We start from the raw sequence: 22195 nt of genomic DNA on the forward strand, positions 1-22195 counted from the left end.
CTGCCTGCCCCGCCGCGCGCCGCGGGAACAACGTCCCCCGCCCGCCCCGTTGTGGCCCTGCAGGGGGCGCCGGCATCCCCTACGGGAACCGTTCGACCACCCTCAGGCCCGCCGGCAGCCGCACCTCAGGCCCCCGGAACGGTCAGCCGGCAGCCGAAGGGGTGCACGCTCGCCTCGGCGGCGGCCCGGTCGCCGTCGCCCGCGCGGATCGCTTCCACCAGGCGGGAGTGGTCCATGTGCGCCTCGGGCCGCAGCTCCTCGCCGACGTCGGCCCGCAGGAATTCGCGCAGGACGCCTCCGAGGTCGGCGTAGATCTCGGCCAGCACCTCGTTGTGCGAGGCCGCCACGATCGCCAGGTGCAGAGTCGCGTCGGCCTCCACGAAGGCCTCGGTCGCCCCCGACTCCCAGGCCGCCTCGCGGCGCTCCAGCAGCCCGTCGATCTGCCGCAGGTCCGCTTCGGTGCGGCGGCGGGCGGCGAGCCGGGCGGCCGACGCCTCCAGGGCGCTGCGCAGCTCGGCGACGTGGCCGGGCTCGGCCGCGGCGAACCGCCGGTGCATGACCCCGGCCAGTTCACTGGTCGCCACCACGTACGTGCCCGAGCCCTGCCGGATGTCCAGCAGACCGTTGTGGGCCAGCGCCCGGACGGCCTCCCGGACGGTGTTCCGGGCCACCCCGAGCTGTTCGACCAGCTCCGGCTCGGTCGGGATACGGGATCCCACCGGCCACTCGCCGGAGGTGATCTGGGCGCGGAGCTGCGCGATCACCTGGTCGGCCAGCGCGGACCGGTGGGGAGAAGTCAGGGGCATGGCTGCGCTCCGAAATGGCAGGGGGGACGGACGACAGCGTGCGGCGCGGTGGGCCTGGCGGGCCCCGGCGGCCGCCCGGCCCAGCAGAGGGTACCGATATCCATTGGACAATTATTCATCCCATGATTCTATGCTTGACTCATGAGAGACAACGATCCCGTGATACTCGGCGCCGCCGAGGAGCGCTCCACGGCCGCGCCCACCAGACCGACCGACGACACCGGACTCCCGCGGTCCGGCCCTGCGGGAGGCGCCTCCCGGCGTCCGACGGCGGGCGGCGGGCCGGCCGGCCGCTGGCTGCCGCGGATCGTCATGGCCGGACTCGTCCTCGCTGCGCTCAGCCTCCGGCCGCCCATCACCAGCCTCGGTGCGCTCCTGGAGGAGGTCCGCGACGGCCTCGGCATGAGCGGCACCGTCGCCGGGCTGCTGACCTCCGTACCGGCCCTGTGTTTCGCCGTCTTCGGTATTGCTGCGCCCCGCCTGGCCAGGCGCTGGGGGCCCGGCACGATCGTCTGCGCCGGGCTGGCCGCGATCACTTTGGGCGTCGCGGCGCGCCCGTTCGCCGGCGCCACCGGCGGCTTCGTCGCCGCCAGCACGATCGCCCTGGCCGGTATCGCGGTCTGCAATGTGCTGATCCCGGTCGTGATCAAGGCCTGGTTCCCCGACCGGGTCGGCCCGATGACCGGGCTCTACACCATGGCGCTGGCGCTGGGCACCTCGCTCGCCGCGGCGCTCGCCGTGCCCATGGCCGGTGCGCTGGGCGGTAGTTGGCGGGCCGGTCTGGCGGTGTGGGCGGTGCTCGCCGCCGTCGCCGCGCTGCCCTGGCTCGTGGTGACACGGCAGCGCGCGGCCGCCGCCGCACCGTCCGCCGGCGGCGCGGCGCGCCCCGAGGACGCCCCCCTACGGATCACCTCCTCGCCCACCGCCTGGTGGCTGGCCCTCTTCTTCGGCCTCCAGTCCACCGCCGCGTACATCACGATGGGCTGGATGCCGCAGATCTTCCGGGACGCCGGTGTCCCGGCGGGCACCGCGGGGGTACTGCTCGCGGTCACCATGGCGGTGGGTGTCCCGCTCTCCTTCGTGGTGCCGCGGCTGGCGGCCCGGATGCGGCATCAGGGTCCGCTCGTGGTGCTGCTGGGGCTGTGCGGGCTGGCCGGCCAGGCCGGGCTGTGGCTGGCCCCGGCCGCCGGCGCCTGGGCCTGGGCGCTGCTGATGGGCGTCTCCAACTGCACCTTCACGCTGGCCCTGACGATGATCGCGATGCGCGCCACCAGCTCCGCCGGGGTCGCCAAGCTGTCGGCCTTCGTGCAGTGCGTGGGCTATCTGCTCGCCATACCGGGGCCGCTGCTGGTCGGCACGCTCTACCAGCACAGCGGTGGCTGGGGGCTGCCGATCGCCCTGACGGCGGGGCTGATGGTGCCGCAGATCGCACTGGGGGTGCTGGCCGGCCGGGACCGCCGGATCGAGGACGAGGTCTGAGTGCGACACTGGGCCCATGCCAGTGCTCGAACCGAATCCGCAGAACAGCCACAAGAAGCTGCTCCTCGTCCTGGGCGCCATGCTCGGCGTGACCGTTCTCGTCGCGATCATCGCGAGTATCGCCGCGCCCTAGCCGGGCCCGCGGGGGACGGCGTCCCCACCGTCCCCTAGGGGGTCGGGATCAGGGACGAGTGGGTGGTTTCCCGGGTGGGAACGGCGGGGGCGGATCCGTAGCGTCGAAGGACACCGCAGCCCGCGGTGGGCGCACCGCGGTCCGCGGGCTGCGCCGCCCGTCGCGCCGCCACGGAGGCGATCCGCATGCCCGCCGTGTACCGCCGGTCACCCGCCGCCAGCGCCCCGCGTCGGCGGGCGCGGCTGCCGTGGTGGGCGGTGGCCCTGCCGGTGATCTCCTTCGTGGCCCTGCTGACGCTCGTCGCCGGTTCCTCCCGGGCGAGCGCCGCCGGCGTCCCGCAGAGCCTGGGTCCGCTGCTGGAGATCTTGGCCAGGATTGTCCGCAGTGGTGCCTGATGACCGTCCGCGGACCGCCCCAAGAGGCGGAATCAGCAGTTCAACACCCCGCGCCCCGCGCCGCCTTTCGTGCGAAGCTGGGACGCATGAGCGCCGATACACCACGCCGGATTGTCCTCTTCCGACACGCCAAGGCCGAATGGTCGGAGTCCAGCGACCATGAACGTCCGCTCGCCGAGCGCGGCCGCAAGGATGCCCCGGTCGCCGGCCGCTGGCTGGCCGGAGCCGGGATCACCCCCGATCTCACCCTGTGCTCGACGTCCACGCGCACCCGTGAGACATGGAAGCTCGCCGTCCACGAGCTTCCGCAGCGGCCCAAGACCGTCTATGAGGAGCGGATCTACGAAGCCTCCCTGGGGGAGCTCATCGCGCTGCTCAACGAGACGTCCGACGACGTGTCCGACCTGATGCTGGTCGGACACAACCCCGGTGTGCACGCCCTTGCCGACGCGCTCTCCGGCGAGGCCGAGGGCGATCTGCTGCCGCGGATGAACCGCAGCGGATTCCCCACCGCCTCGCTGGCCGTACTCAGCTTCAACGGCTCCTGGAAGTCGGTGGAGCACGGCGTCGGTCGGCTGGTCGCGTACTGGACGCCGCACGACTGATCCCGGCGCCCCCTGCGCCGTGCGCGCGGGAGGGGCGGACGCGACGAGGCCCCGGCAGCAGCTGTCTGCCGGGGCCTTCGAGTGTGCGGGACCGCTCCCCGGCGGGCGAGGCGCGTCCGCCGGGACCCTTTCCGTGCCCGGGCGGCTCCCGTACCGGTGATCGGGCCGGCCATACCGCTGGTCCGGGCAGCCACGCGGTGGCCGGGCCGGCGTACGACACGGGCCCGCCCAGCTCATACGGCCCGGCCAGCCCCACCGGCCCCGCTCAGCCGACGTGCGTCTCCGCCGCCTCGACCTCTTCGCGGGTGATGCCCAGCAGATACAGCACGGTGTCCAGGAACGGCACGTTCACGGCGGTGTGCGCCGCCTCCCGCACCACCGGCTTGGCGTTGAAGGCGACGCCGAGCCCGGCGGTGTTGAGCATGTCGAGGTCATTGGCGCCGTCACCGATCGCCACGGTCTGCGCCAGCGGCACCCCGGCCTGCTGGGCGAAGCTGCGCAGCAGCCGGGCCTTGCCGGCCCGGTCCACGATGTCGCCGGTGACCCGGCCGGTGAGCTTGCCGTCGACGATCTCCAGGGTGTTGGCGGAGGCGAAGTCCAGCCCCAGCTCCTCCTGGAGCGCATCGGTGACCTGCGTGAAACCGCCCGAGACGACGCCGACTTGGTAGCCCAGCCGCTTGAGGGTCCGGACCAGGGTGCGGGCCCCGGGGGTGAGCCGCACCTCCTTGCGCACCGCCTCGACCACCGACGCGTCCAGCCCGCCGAGCAGCTCGACCCGGGCGTGCAGGGACTGCTCGAAGTCCAGCTCACCGCGCATCGCGGCGGCGGTGACCTCGGCGACCTCGGCCTCACAGCCGGCGTGCGCCGCGAACAGCTCGATGACCTCGTCCTGGATCAGCGTCGAGTCGACATCCATCACGACCAGCCGCTGGGCCCGGCGCTGCAGCCCGGCCGCGACCACCGCGACATCCACCCCGAGCTGCGCGGCCTCGGGGGCCAGCACGCTGCGCAGGGTTGCGGTCTCCGCACCGGAGACGGCGAACTCGACGGCGGTCACCGGATACTTGGCCAGCCGGAAAATGCGGTCGATGTTGCCGCCGGTGGCGGTTATGGCGGCGGCGATCGCGGCGGTCGTCTCCGCGGTGAGCGGATGCCCCAGCACGGTGACGTGCGAACGTCCGGTGCCGCGCGGGCGGTTGTCGCCCCGGCCGGAGATGATCTCCGCCTGGAGGTTCATCGACTCGGCCCAGTTGTGCACGGTGGCCCGCAGGTCCCCCTCGGCGGAGCCGGTGGAGCCCTGGCCGGGGGAGGGGGCGGTGACCAGCGCGCACAGCGTGATGCGGCCCCGGGTCACGACCTGTTCGATGTCCACGACATCGACGGAGTAGGCGGCGAGGGTCTCGAAGAGACCAGCGGTGATGCCGGGCCGGTCCTTCCCGAAGATCTTTACGAGCAGGGTCGGTACGTCATCGCCCGGTACGGCGGTGGCAGGCGGGATCTGCGATGCGCTCATGGTGCCCTTACGGTAACCGCCGGACGGCCACATCCGTACGCGCGTCCGGGGTTCGGACCGGTGCGGCCCCGAGCCGGCCGCACCCGCGCCCCGTCGCCCCCGGCTCCGGGTTGCCCGTTGATCGTTATGGAGTCGTGTCCGGCCCGCCGGCCGGAGGCCCGCGCCGGCAGCCCAACGTCCGTGCCGGGCCGACGCGTTCGACGCACCGCCGGCATCCGGCCACGACGAATCGCCTGGCCGGAAGGTGTCCGTCTCCTCCATCATGCGGCCTGCGCGGCGGACCCGCACGGCATCCCCGGCGGGGACGGACTGCGCCCGAATGGCTCCGCCCCATCCGGAACGTCCGGAATGCAGTGATCTCTACCCTTTCATGGGTGCTTCCCGTGCTCCGGGAGCCTTTGGCGGGCGCCCCGGCGAGGCCCGTGCAGCCCAGTCGCGTCCCGGTTTCCGGTAGGCGCTCCGAGCCTGAAATAGTTCCTACGATGTTCGCCATCCCTGGACTTCCCATACAGGGCGTCACTCGGGGGACTATGTAATGGGGCGTGGAGTGCCTGAACTCGTACTCGAATTGAACGGAAGGACCTGGACGCTCGATCCGTCCCGGTCCTACAACGTGGGGCGTGATCCGCAGGGCGACATGGTGCTGGACGACGCCAGGGTCTCCTGGCGGCACGCCACCGTCCGATGGGCCGGCCGCAGCTGGATCATCGAAGACCAGGGCAGCACCAACGGCACCTACATCCAGGGCCGGCGGATCCACCAGATGGAGATCGGCCCCGGCTCGACCGTGCATCTGGGCAACGCCACCGACGGCCCCCGGGTCTCGCTGTCCGCCCCGGCAGCCGCCGACGCCTTCGGCGCGCAGCCGGCGGGGGCCGTGCAGCAGCCGGCCGCGCAGGGCTGGCAGGCGCCGCCCGCCCAGCAGCCGCCCGCGCAGCAGCAGCCGCCCGCGCAGCAGGGCTGGCAGGCGCCGCCGCCGTACGTCCCGCCGCAGCAGGCCCAGCAGCCGCAGCAAGCCCAGGCGGTGCCCCCGCAGCAGGCCGGCCGGCCGCAGGAGCGCCCCGCGCAGCAGGCGGGCGGCGCCCCGGCCGCGGCCGACCGCAGCCCGACCACGTTCCACCGCCTCGACACCGGCCGGGTGATGCGCATCGGCCGTGCGCTGGAGAACGAGCTGGTCGTCTCCGACCTCCAGGTCTCCCGCCACCACGCCGAGTTCCGCGCCACCCCCGACGGCCGCTTCGAGATCCGCGACCTGGGCAGCCACAACGGCACCTATGTCAACGGCCAGCCGGTCACCAAGTCCGGCACGAAGGTCATCGGCCAGAACGACATCATCGGCGTCGGCCACTCCACCTTCCGGCTGGTCGGCGACCGCCTGGAGGAGTTCGTCGACACCGGCGAGGTCTCCTTCTCGGCCCGCCACCTCACGGTCACCGTCGACGGCGGAAAGCAGATCCTCAAGGACGTCTCCTTCGGCGTCCCGGAGAAGTCGCTGATCGCGGTCATCGGCCCCTCCGGCTCCGGCAAGTCGACGCTGCTCAAGGCGCTGACCGGCTACCGTCCCGCCAACCAGGGCGATGTCCTCTACGACAACCGGAACCTCTACAAGCAGTTCGCCGAACTGCGCCAGCGCATCGGTCTGGTCCCGCAGGACGACATCCTGCACAAGGAGCTGACGGTCCAGAAGGCGCTCAAGTACGCGGCCAAGCTCCGCTTCCCCGGCGACACCGCGGAGGCCGAGCGCGAGGCCCGGATCGACGAGGTGCTGCACGAGCTCAAGCTCGACGTCCACAAGGACAAGAAGGTCACCTCGCTCTCCGGCGGCCAGCGCAAGCGCGTGTCGGTCGCCCTGGAGCTGCTGACCAAGCCGTCACTGATCTTCCTGGACGAGCCGACCTCGGGTCTCGACCCGGGCATGGACCGCGATGTCATGCAGCTGCTGCGCGGCCTGGCCGACGACGGCCGTACGGTCCTGGTCGTCACGCACTCGGTGGCCGAACTCGCGCTGTGCGACAAGCTGCTGGTGATGGCCCCGGGCGGCGGCGTGGCCTACTTCGGCCCGCCCGAGGAAGCGCTCAACTTCTTCCAGTACGACACCTGGGCGGACGTCTTCTCCGCGTTCGAGAACTACCGCGACTACGACTGGATGGGGCGCTGGCGCGGCTCCCCGCACTTCCAGCTGTACGCGGCGGACATCGACGCCGTCGCCCCGCAGTCGGTCAACGTCCAGGCGCCGCCGGCCCGGATACAGAAGTCCCAGAGCTGGGGCTCGCAGTTGTGGACGCTGATGCGCCGCTACGTCTCGGTGCTCGCCTCCGACCGCGGCTTCCTGGGACTGATGCTGATCCTGCCCGCGGTGCTCGGTGTGGTCTCGATGTTGATCCCCAGCGACTTCGGCCTCGGATACGGCCCGCTGGAGAAGCACCGCACCAACCGGGACGCGAGCACGATCATGCTGATCCTCGCGGTCGGCATGTGCTTCTCGGGCGCCGCCAACTCGGTCCGTGAGCTGATCAAGGAGCGGGTCATCTACGAGCGTGAACGGGCCACCGGCCTGTCGCGGTCGGCGTATCTGATGTCCAAGGTGATCGTGCTCGGCGTGGTCACGGCCTTCCAGGGCGTGATCATCGCGGCGATAGGCTTCTCCACCCGCAACATGCCCACCGAGGGCCTTGTGGTGGCGGACGCCCCGGCGATCGAGATGGCGCTGGCGATCATCGCGCTCGGCTTCACCTCGATGATGTTCGGCCTGATCATCTCCGCGCTGGTCAAGACGGCCGAGAAGACCATGCCGCTGCTGGTCATGTTCGCCATCGTGCAGGTCGTCTTCACCGGCGTGCTCTTCCAGCTCTTCGACACCGTGGGCGTCGCCCAATTCGCCTGGCTGATGCCGTCGCGCTGGGCCGTCGCCGCGATGGGCGCGACCGCCGACATGAACACCCTGCTGCCGTGGGAGCCGGGCAACCCGGACCCGCTGTGGAAGCACCAGACCGGTGTCTATGTGATGGACATGATCATCCTGATCACCCTGGGCGTCGCGCTCGCCTTCGTCGTCGCGCGGCTGCTGCGCCGTCACGAGCCGGAGGTCATGCGCAAGTAAGCGCCACGGACCGCACCGCCACGCCCGAGGGGCGGCACCCGATGTCGGGTGCCGCCCCTCGGCGGTGTGTGCGCGGCGCGCGGAGCGTGAACTGCGGCTCAGTAGGCCGAGTTGACGTTGTCCATCGAGCCGTACTTGGCGGCCGCGTAGTTGCAGGCGGCGGTGATGTTGGCGACCGGGTCGTAGATGTTCCAGGAGGTACCGCTGACGTGGTACGACCGGAAGGTCGGGTCGATGACCTGGAGCAGACCCTTGGACGGGATGCCGTTCTGGGCGTTGATGTCCCAGAGGTTGATCGCCATCGGGTTGCCGGAGGACTCCCGGATGATGTTGCGGTAGATGCCGTTGTACGAGCCGGGGATGCCCTTCTTGGCCATCACGTCCAGCGACTCGCGGATCCAGCCGTCCAGGTTGTTCGGGTACGTCTTCACGACGCGCTTCACGACGGGCTTGGCTGCCGGCTTCGGGGCGGCGGCGGGGATCGCGGTGCGCACGGCGGACCGGCTCGCGGCGGCCTTCTCGGCGCGCGCCTTCGCGGCCTTGGCCTTCGCAGCGGCGGCGGCCTTCGCCTTGGCGGCCTTCGCAGCGGCAGCCTTCTTGGCGGCGGCCTGCTTGGCGGCGGCCTGCTTGGCGGCGGCCTGCTTGGCGGCGGCCTCGGCCTTGCCCTTGGCCGCGGAGCTGTCGGCCTGCTTGGTGATCGTGGTCTGCTGGGCCCGGCCGGCGGTGCTGACGGCGCTGAATGCGGTCGGCTGCGCGTTCTCGACCGCGGTGGCCTGGGTCTTGCCCTGGTCGGCGGCGTTGCCCGGCACGACGGAGAGGGCCAGAGCGGCAGCACCGGCGGCAGCCACACCGGCTACCGAGAGCTTGTGGGTCCGCGTCAGGCGGGAAAGACCAGAATGGGCGTGCTTGGGCATGGCAGGGCGACCTTCCGATGGGGGACATCGCACGGGCCAGTGAGCGGCGGCAAACGCCGAGTTCAGGTCACGGCGCCGAGCGACGAGAGTCATTCTTAGCGGCCGGAAATTCCCACGGCAAAGGTGCCAAATACGATCGAAGTTAGTGGAACCCAGGGCGAAGCTATTGCGTCCCGGATAAGAGCTTCCCAGCTCACGATGTATTCCTGGGTCCACTAACCCGGCTCGTAAGTGACCTGCGTCCTATGTCCGGCGTCACAATGCGGAAGGGTTTATCTCGCCAGAAGTAATTGCAAACGCACAGTCGGTATGCGGGAATCCTCAACCTTGGGCCGGTTGAGGGGCGTTCGGTGCAAATCGGGCACTTCGCATTTCATGGAGGCGGCTCGGGGCTGGAAATGCGGGGTGCGGCGGCCGCTCACCCGGGCCGGAATGGCGGGGTACGTCGGCCGCCACCCGGGCCGGTATCACGGGCTGCGGTGTGCTCCGGGGCAGCCGCCCGGCCCCTCACCCGGCCCGCATCCGACGGGCCCGGCACTCAGTCCGGCAGCACGAGGTGCAGATCGCCGAATTCGTGCCACAGATAACGCCGCTCCACCGCCGCCGCATAGGCGCGCCGCAGCACCTCCGCGTCCGCCACCGCCTCCAGCATCAGCAGATGCGAGGCGGTGGGCTCGTGCAGCCCGGTGAGCAGGCCGTCCACCGCCCGGACCCCGCGCTGCGGCGTCACCACCAGGTCCGTCCAGCCGGCCGCGGCCCGCACCTTCCCGTCCGCGCCGGCCGCCGACTCCAGGGCCCGTACGGCAGTGGTCCCCACCGCCACGATCCGGCCGCCCGCCCTGCCCCGTGCGGCGGCCCGCCGCCGCGCCCGTACGGCGTTCACCAGCCATGCGGTGGCCGGCGGCACCACGAACCGCTCCGGGTACGGGGGCTCGAACGCCTCCGCCGACGCGACCCCCGTGTGCAGCGAGACCGGCGCGCACTGCACCCCCTTGCTGACCAGCCGCGCCACCAGCTCTCCGGTGAAGGGGCGGGCGGCGCTCGGCATCTCCGCGCTGCCGCCGGGCCCGTCCAGCGCGAACACCGTCTGGTACGCGGCCAGCGGCTGGTCCTGCCGGGTGTAGCCGTAGCGGATCGGCCGCCCGTGGCGCCGCATCAGCTCCGGCACGCCCCCGCGCGTCACCCGCGCCCACCACAGCCGTGCGCTCCCGGGGTCCAGCGGGGCCTCCAGCACGAGCCGCGCCCCGCCGGGCAGCCGCACCACCGTGCCGGCCGGCCCGCCCGCCCGTGGCCGGGTGCTGCCCCGCCCGTCCGGGCTGCGCAGCTCCACCGCCCAGTGCCCGGCCAGTGCGCGGCCCGCCGGATGCCACCGGTCCGCGCGGGTCGAGAAGTGCACCACCACCGGCTCGCCGCGCCCCCGGCCGTCCCCGACCCGGCCGTCCACCGCCGCCGGCAGCGTCCGCGAGGTGTTCACCACCAGTACGTCGCCCGCCGCCAGCAGGTCGGGCAGCGCGCCGAAGTCGTGGTGGCCGGGCTCGGCCGTCCCCCGGCTCACCAGCAGCCGTACGGCGTCCCGGTCCAGGCCGGGTCCCCGCTGCTCGGCCGGAACGGTGGCCGACAGCTCCTGCGGGACCCGCAGCGCCGCGGTCACCGGGGGCTCCTCCCCGCGGGCACGGCCCGCCCCGCGGCCGCTGTGTACCGCCCGCTGTGGGCAGCGCTGTCCAGCAGCCACAGCAGCGCCGGGACCACCGTCTCCGGCAGCGGCCGCCCGGAATCGTCGTCGTCCGGGACGGCGGCCGCGTAGAGGTCGGTCCGCATGTCGCCCGGGTCCACCCACCACACCCGCAGCCCCGGCTCCTCGACCGCGAGCACCGCCGACTGCTGGTCCAGTGCTGCCTTAGCCGCTCCGTAACCGCCCCAGGTCGCATACGCCTCGACGGCGGCGTCCGAGCTGATGTTGAGGACCGCCCCACCCGCCCCTACATAAGCGGGCGAATCGGACAAGTTGCTATTTTGGTAATTCTCGGAATAAGGGTACGGATCGTATGTCGCGCTCGCGTCTCTATCTCCCTTATAAGGAGCCTTCTCTGTATAAGGGGTGACTTCTTCATACGAGGGCAGATAGGAGGAAGCGCGCAAGAGGGACAATGCCTCCTGGGTAAGCCCCAGCGGTGCCACCACATTCACCTCCAGCGCCGTCCGCAGCCCCTCCAGCGGCTGGTCTGCCAGCGACACCAGCGGCTCGGCCCCCAGCGCGCCGGCGTTGTTCACCAGCAGATCGAGCCCGCCCAGCTCCCGGGCCGCGGCCACCAGCGCCGCCCGGTGCCCGCCGTCCGTCACGTCTCCGGGCAGCGCCACCACCCGTGACCCCGCCCCGCGCAGCTCCCGCGCCGCCTCCTCCAGCGGCCCGGCCGACCTGGCGTCCACCACCACGTCCCACCCGCGCCGGGCCAGCGCCCCGGCGAGTGCCCGGCCCAGCCCCTTCGATGCCCCCGTGATGATCGCCACCGGCATGATCACGTCCCCTTCCCGCCGGGTCCGCACCCGGCCCTCGCCCTCACGGTAGGAACGCCGCCGCCCCCGGGACGTCGGCCGCCGGACCGGCCGTGGCCAGGGCATTCGCCCTAGGCCCGGGGGCGTAGGCGGCGGCCGCCATCGGACCGATACGGGCTGGTCGCCCCGCCGGTACGGTGATCCCATGACCAACGGACCGGGCGCGGGGATCCCCGCGGTGAGCACCGCGATCCTGGCGATGAGCAGGCATCTGGAGGTGCGCGACGTCCTCAAGACGATCGTGGCCTCGGCCCGCGAGCTGCTGGACGCCGAGTACGCCGCCCTGGGAGTGCCCGACGATCACGGCGGCTTCGCCCAGTTCGTGGTGGACGGCGTGAGCGCCGAGCAGTGGAAGGCCATCGGCCCGCTGCCCCGCCAGCACGGCATCCTCGCCGCGATGCTGCACAACGCCACCCCCGAGCGCCTCGCCGACGTCCGCGAGGACCCCCGCTTCGGCGGCTGGCCGGCGGCCCACCCGGATATGTCCGACTTCCTCGGCCTGCCGGTCGCCGACGGCGACGAGATCCTCGGCGCCCTCTTCCTGGCCAACAAACGCTGCCCCAAGAAGGACGGCCGCTGCGGCTTCACCGAGGACGACGAGCGACTGCTCGGCATACTCGCCCAGCACGCCGCCATCGCGCTGACCAACGCCCGTCTCTACGAGCGCAGCCGCGAGCTGACCATCGCCGGGGAGCGCGCCCGGCTCGCCCACGAACTGCACGACGCGGTCGCCCAGAAGCTCTTCTCGCTCCGCCTCACCGCCCAGGCGGTCACCGCCCTGGTCGACCGCGACCCCGGCCGCGCCAAGGACGAGCTGCACCAGGTCGCCGCGCTGGCCGCGGAGGCCGCCGACGAACTGCGGGCCGCCGTCATCGAGCTGCGGCCCGCGGCCCTGGACGAGGACGGTCTGGTCGCCACCCTGCGCTCCCAGGTCCAGGTACTCGACCGCGCCCACTCCGCACACGTGACCTTCACGGCCCACGGCGTCCGGGCGCTGCCCGCCGCCCAGGAGGAGGCCGTGCTCCGCGTCGCCCAGGAGGCGCTGCACAACGCCCTGCGGCACTCCGGAGCCGAGCACGTCGAGGTGGCCCTCGGCCGGAGCGGCCAGGGCGCGCTGCTGCGGGTCGCCGATGACGGCTGCGGCTTCGACCCGGCCATCGTCCGTCGGGCCGGCCGCCACCTCGGCCTGGTCTCGATGCACGACCGCGCCGGCGGCGTCGGCGGCAAGCTCACCGTGGAGTCGGAGCCCGGCACGGGCACCGCTGTCGAGATGGAGGTGCCCGGTGGCTGACAGGGACACGGACGGCGCGGTGCCGCTCGCCCCGGACGACCGCGGCGGGACCGGCCGGGCACGGCCCGCCGGCCCGGCGATCCGGGTACTGCTCGTGGACGATCACCAGGTCGTGCGCCGCGGGCTGCGGACCTTCCTGGAGGTCCAGGACGACATCGAGGTCGTGGGGGAGGCCTCCGACGGGGCCGAGGGCATCGCCGCCGCCGAGGAACTACAGCCGGACGTCGTCCTGATGGACGTCAAGATGCCCGGCATGGACGGCATCGAGGCACTCCGCCGGCTCCGCGAACTGGCCAACCCCGCCCGGGTCCTGGTGGTGACCAGCTTCACCGAACAGCGCACCGTCGTCCCGGCGCTGCGCGCGGGCGCGGCCGGCTACGTCTACAAGGACATCGACCCGGACGCGCTGGCCGGCGCCATCCGCTCCGTCCACGCGGGCCATGTCCTGCTGCAGCCCGAGGTCGCCGGCGCGCTGCTCGCCCAGGAGGAGGGCAACGGCGGCCAGGGACGCGGGACATCACTGACCGACCGGGAACGCGAGGTGCTCGGCCTGATCGCCGACGGACGCTCCAACCGCGAGATCGCCCGCGCCCTGGTGTTGTCGGAGAAGACCGTCAAGACCCATGTCTCCAACATCCTCATGAAGCTCGACCTCGCCGACCGCACCCAGGCCGCCCTGTGGGCCGTACGGCACGGCATCGGCGCCTGAACTCCGGACGCCCGAACTCCGTACGGGAGCACCGCCGTACCCGGTGCTCCCGTACCGCGACGACAAGCGGAATGTCGTCTTCAGATCCGAGATTCATACTGTCGTGTAGCGGTGGCCCGTTCGGCGCATCCCTTCCCGGGCCCGGCCGTTGTCCAGTGCAGTCGTGGCGGCTGGCCACGGCAACGGCAAGGAGGAGACAGAAGTGAAGAACATCAAGCGGGCAGCGGCCATCACCATGGCGGCGAGCGGTCTCGCCCTCGCGGGCGCCGGTGTCGCTTCGGCGCAGTCGCAGACCGTCGGCGGTGCGGAGCGCTCCCCGGGCATCGTCTCCGGCAACTCCGTCCAGGCTCCGGTGCACGTTCCCGTGAACGCCTGCGGTCTCACCGTCACCGCCATCGGTGCGTTCAACCCCACCTTCGGCGACCCCTGCCTCAACCACTGAGCGCAGGCCTCGCAGCATCCGCCTGACCCGCCCGACGCCATGGTCCGCGCGGGTCACGCCGGACCGGCCCCGTCCGCCCATGGACGCGCGGCCGGTCCCCTCCCTCAGACACTGTCATTCCGGCACTGTGCCACCACGTGAGGAACACGCCCCATGAACACCGCCAAAAAGGCCGCCCTCGTCCTCGCCACCACCGGACTCGCCCTCGGTGCGGCCGCCGGTTCCGCCTTCGCCGCGAGCGAGGCCGCCGGTGCGGCGACGCAGTCCCCCGGCATCGGTTCGGGCAACCTCGCCCAGGTCCCCGTGCACGTCCCGGTGAACGCCACCGGCAACACGGTCAACGTCGTCGGTGTGCTCAACCCCGCCGTCGGCAACGTCGCCGCCAACAACTGAGGTTGTCCGACCCGGGCCGAACGGCTTCGCCTGCCCAGAGGCGTTCGGCCCCGGTCGGCAAGGGCCCCGCCGGACCACACAATGGTCCGGCGGGGCCCGTCCCGTTCATCCCCGGTGCCGCTCCCGTTCCTCCACCGCGGAGTTGTACGCCGCCACCTGCGCCCGCCGGGCCGTCCGCTCCACCGGCCGCAGCGCCTCGGCGCGGGCCGCGATCTCCGACGAGCTCACCGCGCCACCGTGTTCCCCGCCGGCCTGCTGCGCGATGTCGATCAGCGCGCCGACGCGCTGCGCCAGCTCCAGCACCCGCACCGCACGCGGCGGGTACCCGGGAGCCAGCACCTGCCGGCCGGCCTCCGCCCGCGCCCGGTACGCCGCCAGCGCCGCCTGCGCCACCGGACCGGCCCCGGCCACATCCAGTGTCGACAGCAGCTCGGTGGCCTCCCGCAGCGCCTCCGCCAGCTCCCGCTCCGCCTCACCCAGCGACGGCACATCGGCCGGCGGCGCCTCGCGTACCGGAAGGCAGCGCCAGACCACCTCCACATGTACATCGGGCCCGGCACCGCCCTCCGGGCCGGCCTCGTACGTCTCCGGGATCAGTCCGAGCCCCGCACCCGAGGCGAGCACCGCCTCCTCGGCCTCCAGCGCCCGTGCGTTGAATTCCGGCGGCCCGCACAGGCCCAGCGGATGGCCGGGCACCGGCAGCGCCACCCGCAGGCCGACCGCCCCCAGCGCCCGCAGCCGCCCGAGCGCGAGGGTCAGCCCGACCGGCTGCTCCTCCCCGGGCAGGCCCTCCACGCGGTGCACCACATCGTCGTCCGCGATACGGTCCGCGGCGTCATCAGGTGAGACAAGTCCGGCCAAAAGGGCATTTCCCCATGCCGCCAGCCGTCCTGAACGAGGTTCATCGAGCATGCCCCCCAGCCTAGGGAACAGCTCCGACAACGAGTGGCGTAGGTTTGCAGGGGGGCTGCGCCTACCGGTGCACACGACGACCGAGAAGCAATGGGAGAGATCGCGCTCATGAGCGATGTGCTGGAGCTGGTGGACGTATCCGTGGTCCGCGAAGGACGGGCTCTGGTGGACCAGGTCTCCTGGTCGGTGAAGGAGGGGGAGCGCTGGGTGATCCTCGGCCCCAACGGTGCCGGCAAGACCACCTTGCTGAATCTCGCCTCCAGCTACCTCTTCCCGAGCACCGGCAGCGCGTCGATCCTCGGCGAGCAGCTCGGCAAGGTCGACGTCTTCGATCTGCGCCCCCGCATCGGCGTCGCCGGCATCGCGCTCGCCGACAAGCTGCCGCGCAGCCAGACCGTCCTGCAGACCGTGCTCACCGCCGCGTACGGCATGACCGCGCACTGGCAGGAGAACTACGACGAGATCGACGAGCAGCGCGCCCGCGCCTTCCTCGACCGTCTCGGCATGACCGCCTACCTCGACCGGAAGTTCGGCACCCTCTCCGAGGGCGAGCGCAAGCGCACCCTGATCGCCCGGGCGATGATGACCGACCCCGAGCTGCTGCTGCTGGACGAGCCGGCCGCCGGCCTCGACCTGGGCGGCCGCGAGGACCTGGTGCGCCGCCTGGGCCGCCTCGCCCGCGACCCGTACGCCCCCTCGATGATCATGGTCACCCACCACGTCGAGGAGATCGCCCCGGGCTTCACGCACGTCCTGATGATCCGTCAGGGCAAGGTGCTGGCCGCCGGCCCCCTGGAGCTCGAACTGACCTCCAGCAACCTCTCCCACTGCTTCGGCCTCCCGCTGATCGTCGAGCGCAACGGCAACGACCGCTGGACCGCGCAGGGTCTGCCCCTGACCTGAGCGCCCGCCCGCCGCCCCTCAAGGAGCAGCCCCCAAACGTCGTCCGGTGCGCCATCGCGGCGCGTGACCCCTGGCGCTGACCGATCGTCCCCTGTCCCGCGCAGCCGTACGGATCTACCATGAAGCCGTGGATCCATGGGTGTGGTGGCTGATCGCCGCCGTAGGACTGGGTATTCCTCTCGTCGTGACCGCGATGCCCGAATTCGGGATGTTCGCGGTCGGTGCCGTCGCCGGTGCCGTCACCGCAGGACTCGGTGGCGGCACCGTTCTGCAAGTCCTGGTGTTCGTGGCGGTGTCGGTCGCGCTGATCGCCGTCGTCCGCCCCCTCGCCAATCGCCATCGCAGCCAGAGCCCCCAACTCGCCTCCGGAATCGACGCGCTCAAGGGCAAGAGCGCCACGGTCCTGGAGCGCGTCGACGGCGGCGTCGGCGGCCGCATCAAGCTCGCCGGCGAGGTCTGGTCCGCCCGCGCTCTCGACGCCGGCCAGGTCTACGAGCCCGGCCAGCAGGTCGACGTCGTCGAGATCGAAGGCGCCACCGCCGTCGTCATCTGACCCGAACACGCTGCGCGACGAGCCACGTCTCTGAAAGACTGATCAACGGCAAGCCGGTCGCCGACCGGCACGGACCAGCAACGAAGGGCACGGGAGCCGCTGTGGAACCGATCATCATCGTCCTGATCATCCTGGTGGTGCTCGTGTTCATCGCACTCATCAAAACGATCCAGGTCATCCCACAGGCCAGCGCCGCCATCGTGGAGCGCTTCGGGCGCTACACCCGTACGCTCAACGCCGGCCTGAACATCGTCGTCCCGTTCATCGACTCCATCCGCAACCGCATCGACCTCCGCGAGCAGGTCGTGCCGTTCCCGCCGCAGCCGGTGATCACTCAGGACAACCTCGTCGTCAACATCGACACGGTGATCTACTACCAGGTCACCGACGCCCGCGCCGCGACGTACGAGGTCGCCAGCTACATCCAGGCGATCGAGCAGCTCACCGTCACCACCCTGCGGAACATCATCGGCGGTATGGACCTGGAGCGGACCCTGACCTCCCGTGAGGAGATCAACGCGGCGCTGCGCGGCGTCCTCGACGAGGCCACCGGCAAGTGGGGCATCCGCGTCAATCGCGTCGAGCTGAAGGCCATCGAGCCGCCGACCTCCATCCAGGACTCGATGGAGAAGCAGATGCGCGCCGACCGCGACAAGCGCGCCGCCATCCTCCAGGCCGAAGGTGTCCGGCAGTCCCAGATCCTCACCGCCGAAGGTGAGAAGCAGTCCTCGATCCTGCGCGCCGAGGGTGAGGCCAAGGCCGCGGCCCTGCGTGCCGAGGGCGAGGCCCAGGCGATCCGGGTGGTCTTCGAGTCGATCCACGCGGGGGACCCGGACCAGAAGCTGCTCTCCTACCAGTATCTCCAGATGCTCCCGAAGATCGCCGAGGGCGATGCCAACAAGCTCTGGATCGTGCCGAGCGAAATCGGCGACGCCCTCAAGGGCCTCGGCGGCGCCATCGGCAACTTCACCCCGCCGACCGGCGGCGGCTCCATCCCCAAGCCCAGCACGCCCCCTCGCGAGACGCCCCCGATCGACTGACCCCGCGCCCCCTGGTGCATGATCGGCCGGACACCACACCGCTCATGCAACGGGGGGACTCCGCGTGACCATCTGGGAAGCCGTCGCCGTCTTCGCCGCGGGGCTCGGCGCCGGCACGATCAACACCATCGTCGGATCGGGCACCCTCATCACCTTCCCGGTGCTGCTCGCCTTCGGTCTGCCTCCGGTCACGGCCAATGTCTCCAACACCCTCGGCCTGGTGCCCGGCTCGCTGAGCGGCGCCTTCGGCTACCGCCGGGAACTCGTCGGCCAGCGCCGCCGCGTGCTGCGCTTCGGCCTCACCGCCCTGACCGGCGGCCTGGGCGGCGCGATCCTGCTGCTCGCCCTGCCCTCGAAGGCCTTCGACACGATCGTCCCCGCGCTGATCGGCCTCGCGCTGGTCCTCGTGATCGCCCAGCCCAAGCTCGCCACCGCACTCCGTGCCCGCCGCGCGCGCAACGGCACCACCGCGGACCGCGACGGCGGCTGGGCCCTGCTGCTGGGGCTGCTGCTCGCCAGCGCCTACGGTGGCTACTTCGGCGCCGCCCAGGGCGTGCTCTACCTCTCCCTGCTGGGTCTGCTGCTCAGCGAGGACCTGCAGCGCATCAACGCCCTCAAGAACGTCCTCGCCGCGATCGTCAACGGCGTCGCGGCGGTCTTCTTCCTCTTCGTCGCCCACTTCGACTGGACCGCCGTCGCCCTGATCGCGGTCGGTTCCACCCTCGGCGGCCAGGTCGGCGCCACGGTGGGCCGCCGCCTGCCGCCCACCGCCCTGCGCGCCGTCATCGTCCTCGTCGGCCTGCTGGCCATCGTCCAACTCCTCCTGAAATAAGGCGAGTTGGACGACGGGCCGGTACGGGGCGGACCAGCCGGCCGCGGGCTACGCGGGCACCGGCAGCCACTCCGGCAGCCCGTCCCGCACCGACACCCCCAGCGTCGACAGCAGTGCGTCCGCCGGCGTCGGCTCGAACGGCCGCCGCAGCAGCTGCATCCCCGCCTGCTCGGGCGTACGGTCCGCCTTGCGGTGATTGTCCTCCGCACACGAGGCGACGGTATTCAGCCAGGTGTCGCCCCCGCCGTGCGAGCGCGGCACGACGTGGTCCACCGTCGTCGCCCGGCGCCCGCAGTACGCACAGCGGTGCTGGTCACGGACCAGCACACCCCGACGCGACCACGGCGCCCGTCTTCGGAACGGCACCCGTACGTATCTGCTGAGCCTGATCACCTGAGGCACCGGGACATCCATCGAAGCGGCACGGATGCGCAGCCCCGGGTGCGCGTGCTCGACGACGGCCTTGTCCTGCATGACCAGCACCACCGCACGCCGCAGCGTCACCGTCGACAGCGGCTCGAAGCTCGCATTCAGCACCAGCGTCTCGCGCATCCCGTCCACCTCCCGGACCCGCTCCGCCCCCGTGGCGAAGTTGCTCCACTGTGCAGCGGCAGGTATTCCCCGAACAACGCAATTTCCGCATGCCACAAGGGAAATGGAGGAGGATCGGAAGATGAAAAGGAGGTGCCGCGGCAAGCCCGTACACCGCGGAAAGAGTGCGCTCCGGGTCCCACCCCCGTGAACACACGAGACCCGGAGCGAACGGCAGCCGGCGAGGACACCCGGCACGAACGCGGGCTTGGGGGCCCCATGCCCTTAAGGCATGGGAGAAGCGGACGACACACCAGCGCCCCGCCGCCCCCGCCACTGCGGTACCGACTGTCCGACACCCCGGTGAGGGGCGGCGGCACGGACACCACTGTGCGTGCGGGAAGCGCCGGGGCGCAACGGAATTACGGGGCTCAGCCCGCCGCGGGCACCTCGTACTCCGCGATCAGCTGGGCCCGCCCGATCGCATGGAACCGCAGGTTGAAGCCGACCACGGCCGGCGAGGCATCCGCGTCCGGACCGAGCTTCGCCTGGTCCACGGCGTACACCGTGAACACATAGCGGTGCGGACCGTCCCCGGGCGGCGGCGCCGCGCCCCCGAAGTCCCGCGTGCCGTAGTCGTTACGGACATGAACGGCGCCCTCGGGCAGCCCCTTCATCTCCCCGGACCCGGCACCGGCCGGCAGCTCCGTCACCGACGCCGGGATGTCGAACAGCGTCCAGTGCCAAAAGCCACTGCCCGTCGGCGCGTCCGGGTCGTAGCAGGTGACGGCGTAGCTCTTCGTCCCCGCGGGGGCACCCTCCCACCGCAGCTGCGGCGAGCGGTTCCCCTCGGCGAAGACCTGCTCCGCGCGCAGCGTCCCGCCCGGCTCCACCTCTTCGCTCCGCACCGTGAACGACGGCACCGGCGGATGGAAATCGTGCGGGAGCGGCCGCCGCTTCAGCTCGGACACCTCAACACCTCCTGATCGCTTGCTGACACCTGTCCGGCCAGGTTAGAGCCAGTTCCGCTTACCGCCGACCTCCGCCAGCCACTGGTTGAGATATGCCGCCCAGTCGGTCCCCTCGAAGTCGTTCAGCCCCACCGTGAACGACCGGTAGGTGTCCGAACCCTCCGTGAACAGCCCCGGCTTCTTGTCCATCTCCAGGACGACGTCCATCTCCCGGTCGTCCGCCACGAACGACAGCTCGACCTGGTTCAGGCCGCGGTACTGCTGCGGTGCATGGAACTCGATCTCCTGGTAGAAGGGCAGCCGCTGCCGGGTCCCCCGGATGTGCCCCTGCTCCAGATCGGCGGCCTTGAAGCGGAACCCGAGCCGGCCGAACGCGTCCAGGATCGCCTGCTGCGCCGGCAGCGGGTGCACGTTCACCGGGTCGAGATCACTGGAGTCCACGGCACGGGCGATCGCCAGCTCCGTCGTCACCCCGACGCTCATCCCGTGCAGATGCGTCCCGAGGAACGTCGTGACCGGCGTCTCCCACGGAATCTCCAGCCCGAACGGCACGGTGTGCGCCGCGCCCGGCTGCACCTCGAACGCACCGCCCAACTGCACCTTGGTGAACTCGATGTTCCGCTTGTACTCCTCGTCGCCGCTCTCGACCTCGACGCGCGCCTGCAGCCCGACCGACAACCCCTCGACCTGCTGTGCCACGGACCCGCCCTGGATCCGCACCTCGCCCTGCACGACCCCGCCCGGGACCACGTTCTCCTCGAAGAGCACCGTCTCCACCGACGCGCCCCCGGCCCCCAGGCTCGCCAGCAGCTTCTTGAATCCCATGCTCGTCCTCCCCAGGCGGAACGCCTGTGTTTCCTGTGGCGCGCCGTGCTCCCGGCGCGCTTCCTACGAACGCGGAACCACGCGACCCGGTTCCACGGCCCACACCTTCCCAACAGCTGCGCCTCCATGGCCAGCCGCCTACCCGAATGGCTCCACTACCCTCGGTCCGTATGACCGACGTACCGGAACGAGCGCCGCTCACCCGCGACTTCTTCGCCCGCCCCGTCGTGGAGGTGGCCCCCGATCTGCTGGGCCGCACGCTCCTCCGTCGGACCCCCGACGGCCCGATCGAACTCCGGCTGACAGAAGTCGAGGCCTACGACGGCGAGAACGACCCCGGCTCCCACGCCTACCGCGGCCGCACCGCGCGCAATGCCACCATGTTCGGCCCGCCCGGCCATGCATACGTCTACTTCATCTACGGCATGTGGTTCAGCCTCAACGCCGTCTGCTGCCCCGAGGGCCGGGCGAGCGGTGTCCTGCTGCGCGCCGGCGAGATCCTCACGGGCACGGATTTGGCCGCCGCCCGCCGCCCCAAGGCCCGCAGCGTCAGGGAACTCGCCAAGGGCCCCGCCCGTCTGGCCACCGCCCTGGACATCGACCGCAGTCTCGACGGCACCGATCTGTGCGCCGGCGGCGATGCCCCCCTCTCCGTACTGCACGGCCGCCCGCCCGCCCCGGAACTGGTGCGCAACGGCCCGCGCACCGGCGTCGGCGGAGACGGAGCGGACCACCCCTGGCGCTACTGGATCGCCGACGACCCCACCGTCAGTCCCTACCGCCGCCACGTCCCCCGACGCCGCACACCCACCGCAACTTGACTCTGTATCGCCAACCGCCTAACGTGGCCCGAGCCGCTGAAGACGGGCAGCGCTTTTGTGCGCGGACCGCAGGCGGCGCAACCAACTACTCCGCACGATTCCCTGACGGGTCTTCTTTCGCGTTGCCGAAATTCAGACCCCGCCGACTCGATTATGAGTCACCAGGGAAAGCCGTTAAAGTAGTAACCACGCCGAACGGCAGCAGTGAATAACTGCCCCACGGCGGCCTCCGATGAAATCGGACCGGAATCGACAAGAAACCGGATCTGCTAGAGTCGGAAACGCGAAGAAGCCGAAAGGCGGAAACGCACCGGCGAAAATCGGGCCCGCAAGGATCTGATAGAGTCGGAAACGCAAGACCGAAGGGAAGCGCCCGGAGATCCTGGTGAAACAGGAACAAAGGAAGCGTCCGTTCCTTGAGAACTCAACAGCGTGCCAAAAGTCAACGCCAGATATGTTGATACCCCGTCCACC

At 71.4% G+C, this 22195-nt stretch carries 23 protein-coding genes; 14 read left to right on the forward strand and 9 right to left on the reverse strand.

Going from position 1 to position 22195, the window contains the following annotated elements:
- Nucleotides 1–125 precede the first annotated feature (125 nt).
- Nucleotides 126–806: an FCD domain-containing protein gene (locus tag EST92_RS21585; RefSeq protein ID WP_129282499.1), complete on the reverse strand. Its 681-nt coding sequence runs from the start codon at nucleotides 804–806 to the stop codon at nucleotides 126–128.
- Nucleotides 807–947: 141 nt separating this feature from the next.
- On the opposite strand from EST92_RS21585, the gene EST92_RS21590 reads away from it, so the two are divergent.
- The 4 genes from EST92_RS21590 (at nucleotide 948) to EST92_RS21600 (ending at nucleotide 3418) form a co-directional block, all read left to right on the forward strand.
- Complete coding sequence (locus tag EST92_RS21590; protein ID WP_129282500.1) at nucleotides 948–2285, forward strand: MFS transporter; 1338 nt, start codon at nucleotides 948–950, stop codon at nucleotides 2283–2285.
- Between the two features lie 16 nt (nucleotides 2286–2301).
- Nucleotides 2302–2418 carry an SGM_5486 family transporter-associated protein gene (locus EST92_RS32315; RefSeq protein ID WP_254068946.1) on the forward strand — a complete coding sequence of 39 codons (117 nt, stop codon included), beginning with the start codon at nucleotides 2302–2304 and terminating at the stop codon, nucleotides 2416–2418.
- Between the two features lie 185 nt (nucleotides 2419–2603).
- Nucleotides 2604–2813, forward strand: coding sequence for a hypothetical protein (locus tag EST92_RS21595; RefSeq protein ID WP_129282501.1), 210 nt, complete (start codon nucleotides 2604–2606; stop codon nucleotides 2811–2813).
- Nucleotides 2814–2899: 86 nt separating this feature from the next.
- Nucleotides 2900–3418 carry a histidine phosphatase family protein gene (locus tag EST92_RS21600; protein ID WP_006606414.1) on the forward strand — a complete coding sequence of 173 codons (519 nt, stop codon included), beginning with the start codon at nucleotides 2900–2902 and terminating at the stop codon, nucleotides 3416–3418.
- A 265-nt stretch (nucleotides 3419–3683) separates the two neighbouring features.
- Here the strand turns inward: EST92_RS21600 and serB are convergent, their stop codons facing one another.
- Entirely contained in the window at nucleotides 3684–4931 is a 1248-nt protein-coding gene (serB, locus tag EST92_RS21605; RefSeq protein WP_129282502.1) for a phosphoserine phosphatase SerB, read from the reverse strand.
- Nucleotides 4932–5466: 535 nt separating this feature from the next.
- Between serB and EST92_RS21610 the strand changes: the two genes are divergently transcribed.
- Complete coding sequence (locus EST92_RS21610) at nucleotides 5467–8031, forward strand: FHA domain-containing protein (protein ID WP_129282503.1); 2565 nt, start codon at nucleotides 5467–5469, stop codon at nucleotides 8029–8031.
- A 98-nt stretch (nucleotides 8032–8129) separates the two neighbouring features.
- Here EST92_RS21610 and EST92_RS21615 read toward each other — a convergent pair whose 3' ends face one another.
- The 3 genes from EST92_RS21615 to EST92_RS21625 form a co-directional block, all read right to left on the reverse strand.
- Nucleotides 8130–8945 (reverse strand): lytic transglycosylase, encoded by an 816-nt coding sequence (locus EST92_RS21615; RefSeq protein ID WP_129282504.1) that lies wholly within the window; start codon nucleotides 8943–8945, stop codon nucleotides 8130–8132.
- Between the two features lie 538 nt (nucleotides 8946–9483).
- The gene (locus EST92_RS21620; RefSeq protein WP_129282505.1) at nucleotides 9484–10596 is read right to left on the reverse strand and encodes an S-adenosylmethionine:tRNA ribosyltransferase-isomerase; all 1113 of its coding nucleotides are present in this window, start codon (nucleotides 10594–10596) and stop codon (nucleotides 9484–9486) included.
- Entirely contained in the window at nucleotides 10593–11459 is an 867-nt protein-coding gene (locus EST92_RS21625) for an SDR family oxidoreductase (protein WP_129282506.1), read from the reverse strand. Before EST92_RS21625 ends, EST92_RS21620 begins: the two co-directional genes overlap by 4 nt.
- Before the next feature lie 184 nt (nucleotides 11460–11643).
- On the opposite strand from EST92_RS21625, the gene EST92_RS21630 reads away from it, so the two are divergent.
- The 4 genes from EST92_RS21630 to EST92_RS21645 all read left to right on the forward strand — a co-directional run bounded on the left by EST92_RS21630 (nucleotide 11644) and on the right by EST92_RS21645 (nucleotide 14333).
- The gene (locus EST92_RS21630; protein WP_129282507.1) at nucleotides 11644–12789 is read left to right on the forward strand and encodes a GAF domain-containing sensor histidine kinase; all 1146 of its coding nucleotides are present in this window, start codon (nucleotides 11644–11646) and stop codon (nucleotides 12787–12789) included.
- A gap of 19 nt (nucleotides 12790–12808) precedes the next feature.
- Nucleotides 12809–13498: a response regulator transcription factor gene (locus EST92_RS21635; protein ID WP_174244090.1), complete on the forward strand. Its 690-nt coding sequence runs from the start codon at nucleotides 12809–12811 to the stop codon at nucleotides 13496–13498.
- 202 nt (nucleotides 13499–13700) lie between these two features.
- Nucleotides 13701–13940: a chaplin gene (locus EST92_RS21640; protein WP_129282514.1), complete on the forward strand. Its 240-nt coding sequence runs from the start codon at nucleotides 13701–13703 to the stop codon at nucleotides 13938–13940.
- A 153-nt stretch (nucleotides 13941–14093) separates the two neighbouring features.
- Nucleotides 14094–14333 carry a chaplin gene (locus EST92_RS21645; protein ID WP_129250413.1) on the forward strand — a complete coding sequence of 80 codons (240 nt, stop codon included), beginning with the start codon at nucleotides 14094–14096 and terminating at the stop codon, nucleotides 14331–14333.
- Nucleotides 14334–14438: 105 nt separating this feature from the next.
- Here the strand turns inward: EST92_RS21645 and EST92_RS21650 are convergent, their stop codons facing one another.
- Nucleotides 14439–15245: a hypothetical protein gene (locus EST92_RS21650; RefSeq protein WP_129282508.1), complete on the reverse strand. Its 807-nt coding sequence runs from the start codon at nucleotides 15243–15245 to the stop codon at nucleotides 14439–14441.
- Between the two features lie 108 nt (nucleotides 15246–15353).
- Between EST92_RS21650 and EST92_RS21655 the strand changes: the two genes are divergently transcribed.
- From EST92_RS21655 to EST92_RS21670, 4 genes are all read left to right on the forward strand, one after another.
- Nucleotides 15354–16148, forward strand: coding sequence for an ABC transporter ATP-binding protein (locus EST92_RS21655; protein WP_129250425.1), 795 nt, complete (start codon nucleotides 15354–15356; stop codon nucleotides 16146–16148).
- A gap of 139 nt (nucleotides 16149–16287) precedes the next feature.
- The gene (locus EST92_RS21660; RefSeq protein WP_129282515.1) at nucleotides 16288–16701 is read left to right on the forward strand and encodes an NfeD family protein; all 414 of its coding nucleotides are present in this window, start codon (nucleotides 16288–16290) and stop codon (nucleotides 16699–16701) included.
- A gap of 101 nt (nucleotides 16702–16802) precedes the next feature.
- Nucleotides 16803–17741: an SPFH domain-containing protein gene (locus tag EST92_RS21665; RefSeq protein WP_129282509.1), complete on the forward strand. Its 939-nt coding sequence runs from the start codon at nucleotides 16803–16805 to the stop codon at nucleotides 17739–17741.
- 64 nt (nucleotides 17742–17805) lie between these two features.
- Complete coding sequence (locus tag EST92_RS21670; protein ID WP_129282510.1) at nucleotides 17806–18573, forward strand: sulfite exporter TauE/SafE family protein; 768 nt, start codon at nucleotides 17806–17808, stop codon at nucleotides 18571–18573.
- A gap of 48 nt (nucleotides 18574–18621) precedes the next feature.
- On the opposite strand, the gene EST92_RS21675 is transcribed toward EST92_RS21670, so the two are convergent.
- From EST92_RS21675 to EST92_RS21685, 3 genes are all read right to left on the reverse strand, one after another.
- Nucleotides 18622–19125 carry an HNH endonuclease gene (locus tag EST92_RS21675; protein WP_129250409.1) on the reverse strand — a complete coding sequence of 168 codons (504 nt, stop codon included), beginning with the start codon at nucleotides 19123–19125 and terminating at the stop codon, nucleotides 18622–18624.
- A gap of 410 nt (nucleotides 19126–19535) precedes the next feature.
- Nucleotides 19536–20075 carry a YbhB/YbcL family Raf kinase inhibitor-like protein gene (locus EST92_RS21680; RefSeq protein WP_129282511.1) on the reverse strand — a complete coding sequence of 180 codons (540 nt, stop codon included), beginning with the start codon at nucleotides 20073–20075 and terminating at the stop codon, nucleotides 19536–19538.
- Between the two features lie 42 nt (nucleotides 20076–20117).
- Nucleotides 20118–20900 (reverse strand): sporulation protein, encoded by a 783-nt coding sequence (locus EST92_RS21685; RefSeq protein ID WP_006606431.1) that lies wholly within the window; start codon nucleotides 20898–20900, stop codon nucleotides 20118–20120.
- 170 nt (nucleotides 20901–21070) lie between these two features.
- Here EST92_RS21685 and EST92_RS21690 point away from each other — a divergent pair, with 170 nt between their 5' ends.
- Nucleotides 21071–21721: a DNA-3-methyladenine glycosylase gene (locus EST92_RS21690; protein WP_129282512.1), complete on the forward strand. Its 651-nt coding sequence runs from the start codon at nucleotides 21071–21073 to the stop codon at nucleotides 21719–21721.
- Nucleotides 21722–22195: the final 474 nt, after the last annotated feature.

The sequence above is a fragment of the Streptomyces sp. TM32 genome, assembly GCF_004122755.1.
GTDB classification, from domain to species: Bacteria; Actinomycetota; Actinomycetes; order Streptomycetales; family Streptomycetaceae; genus Streptomyces; species Streptomyces sioyaensis.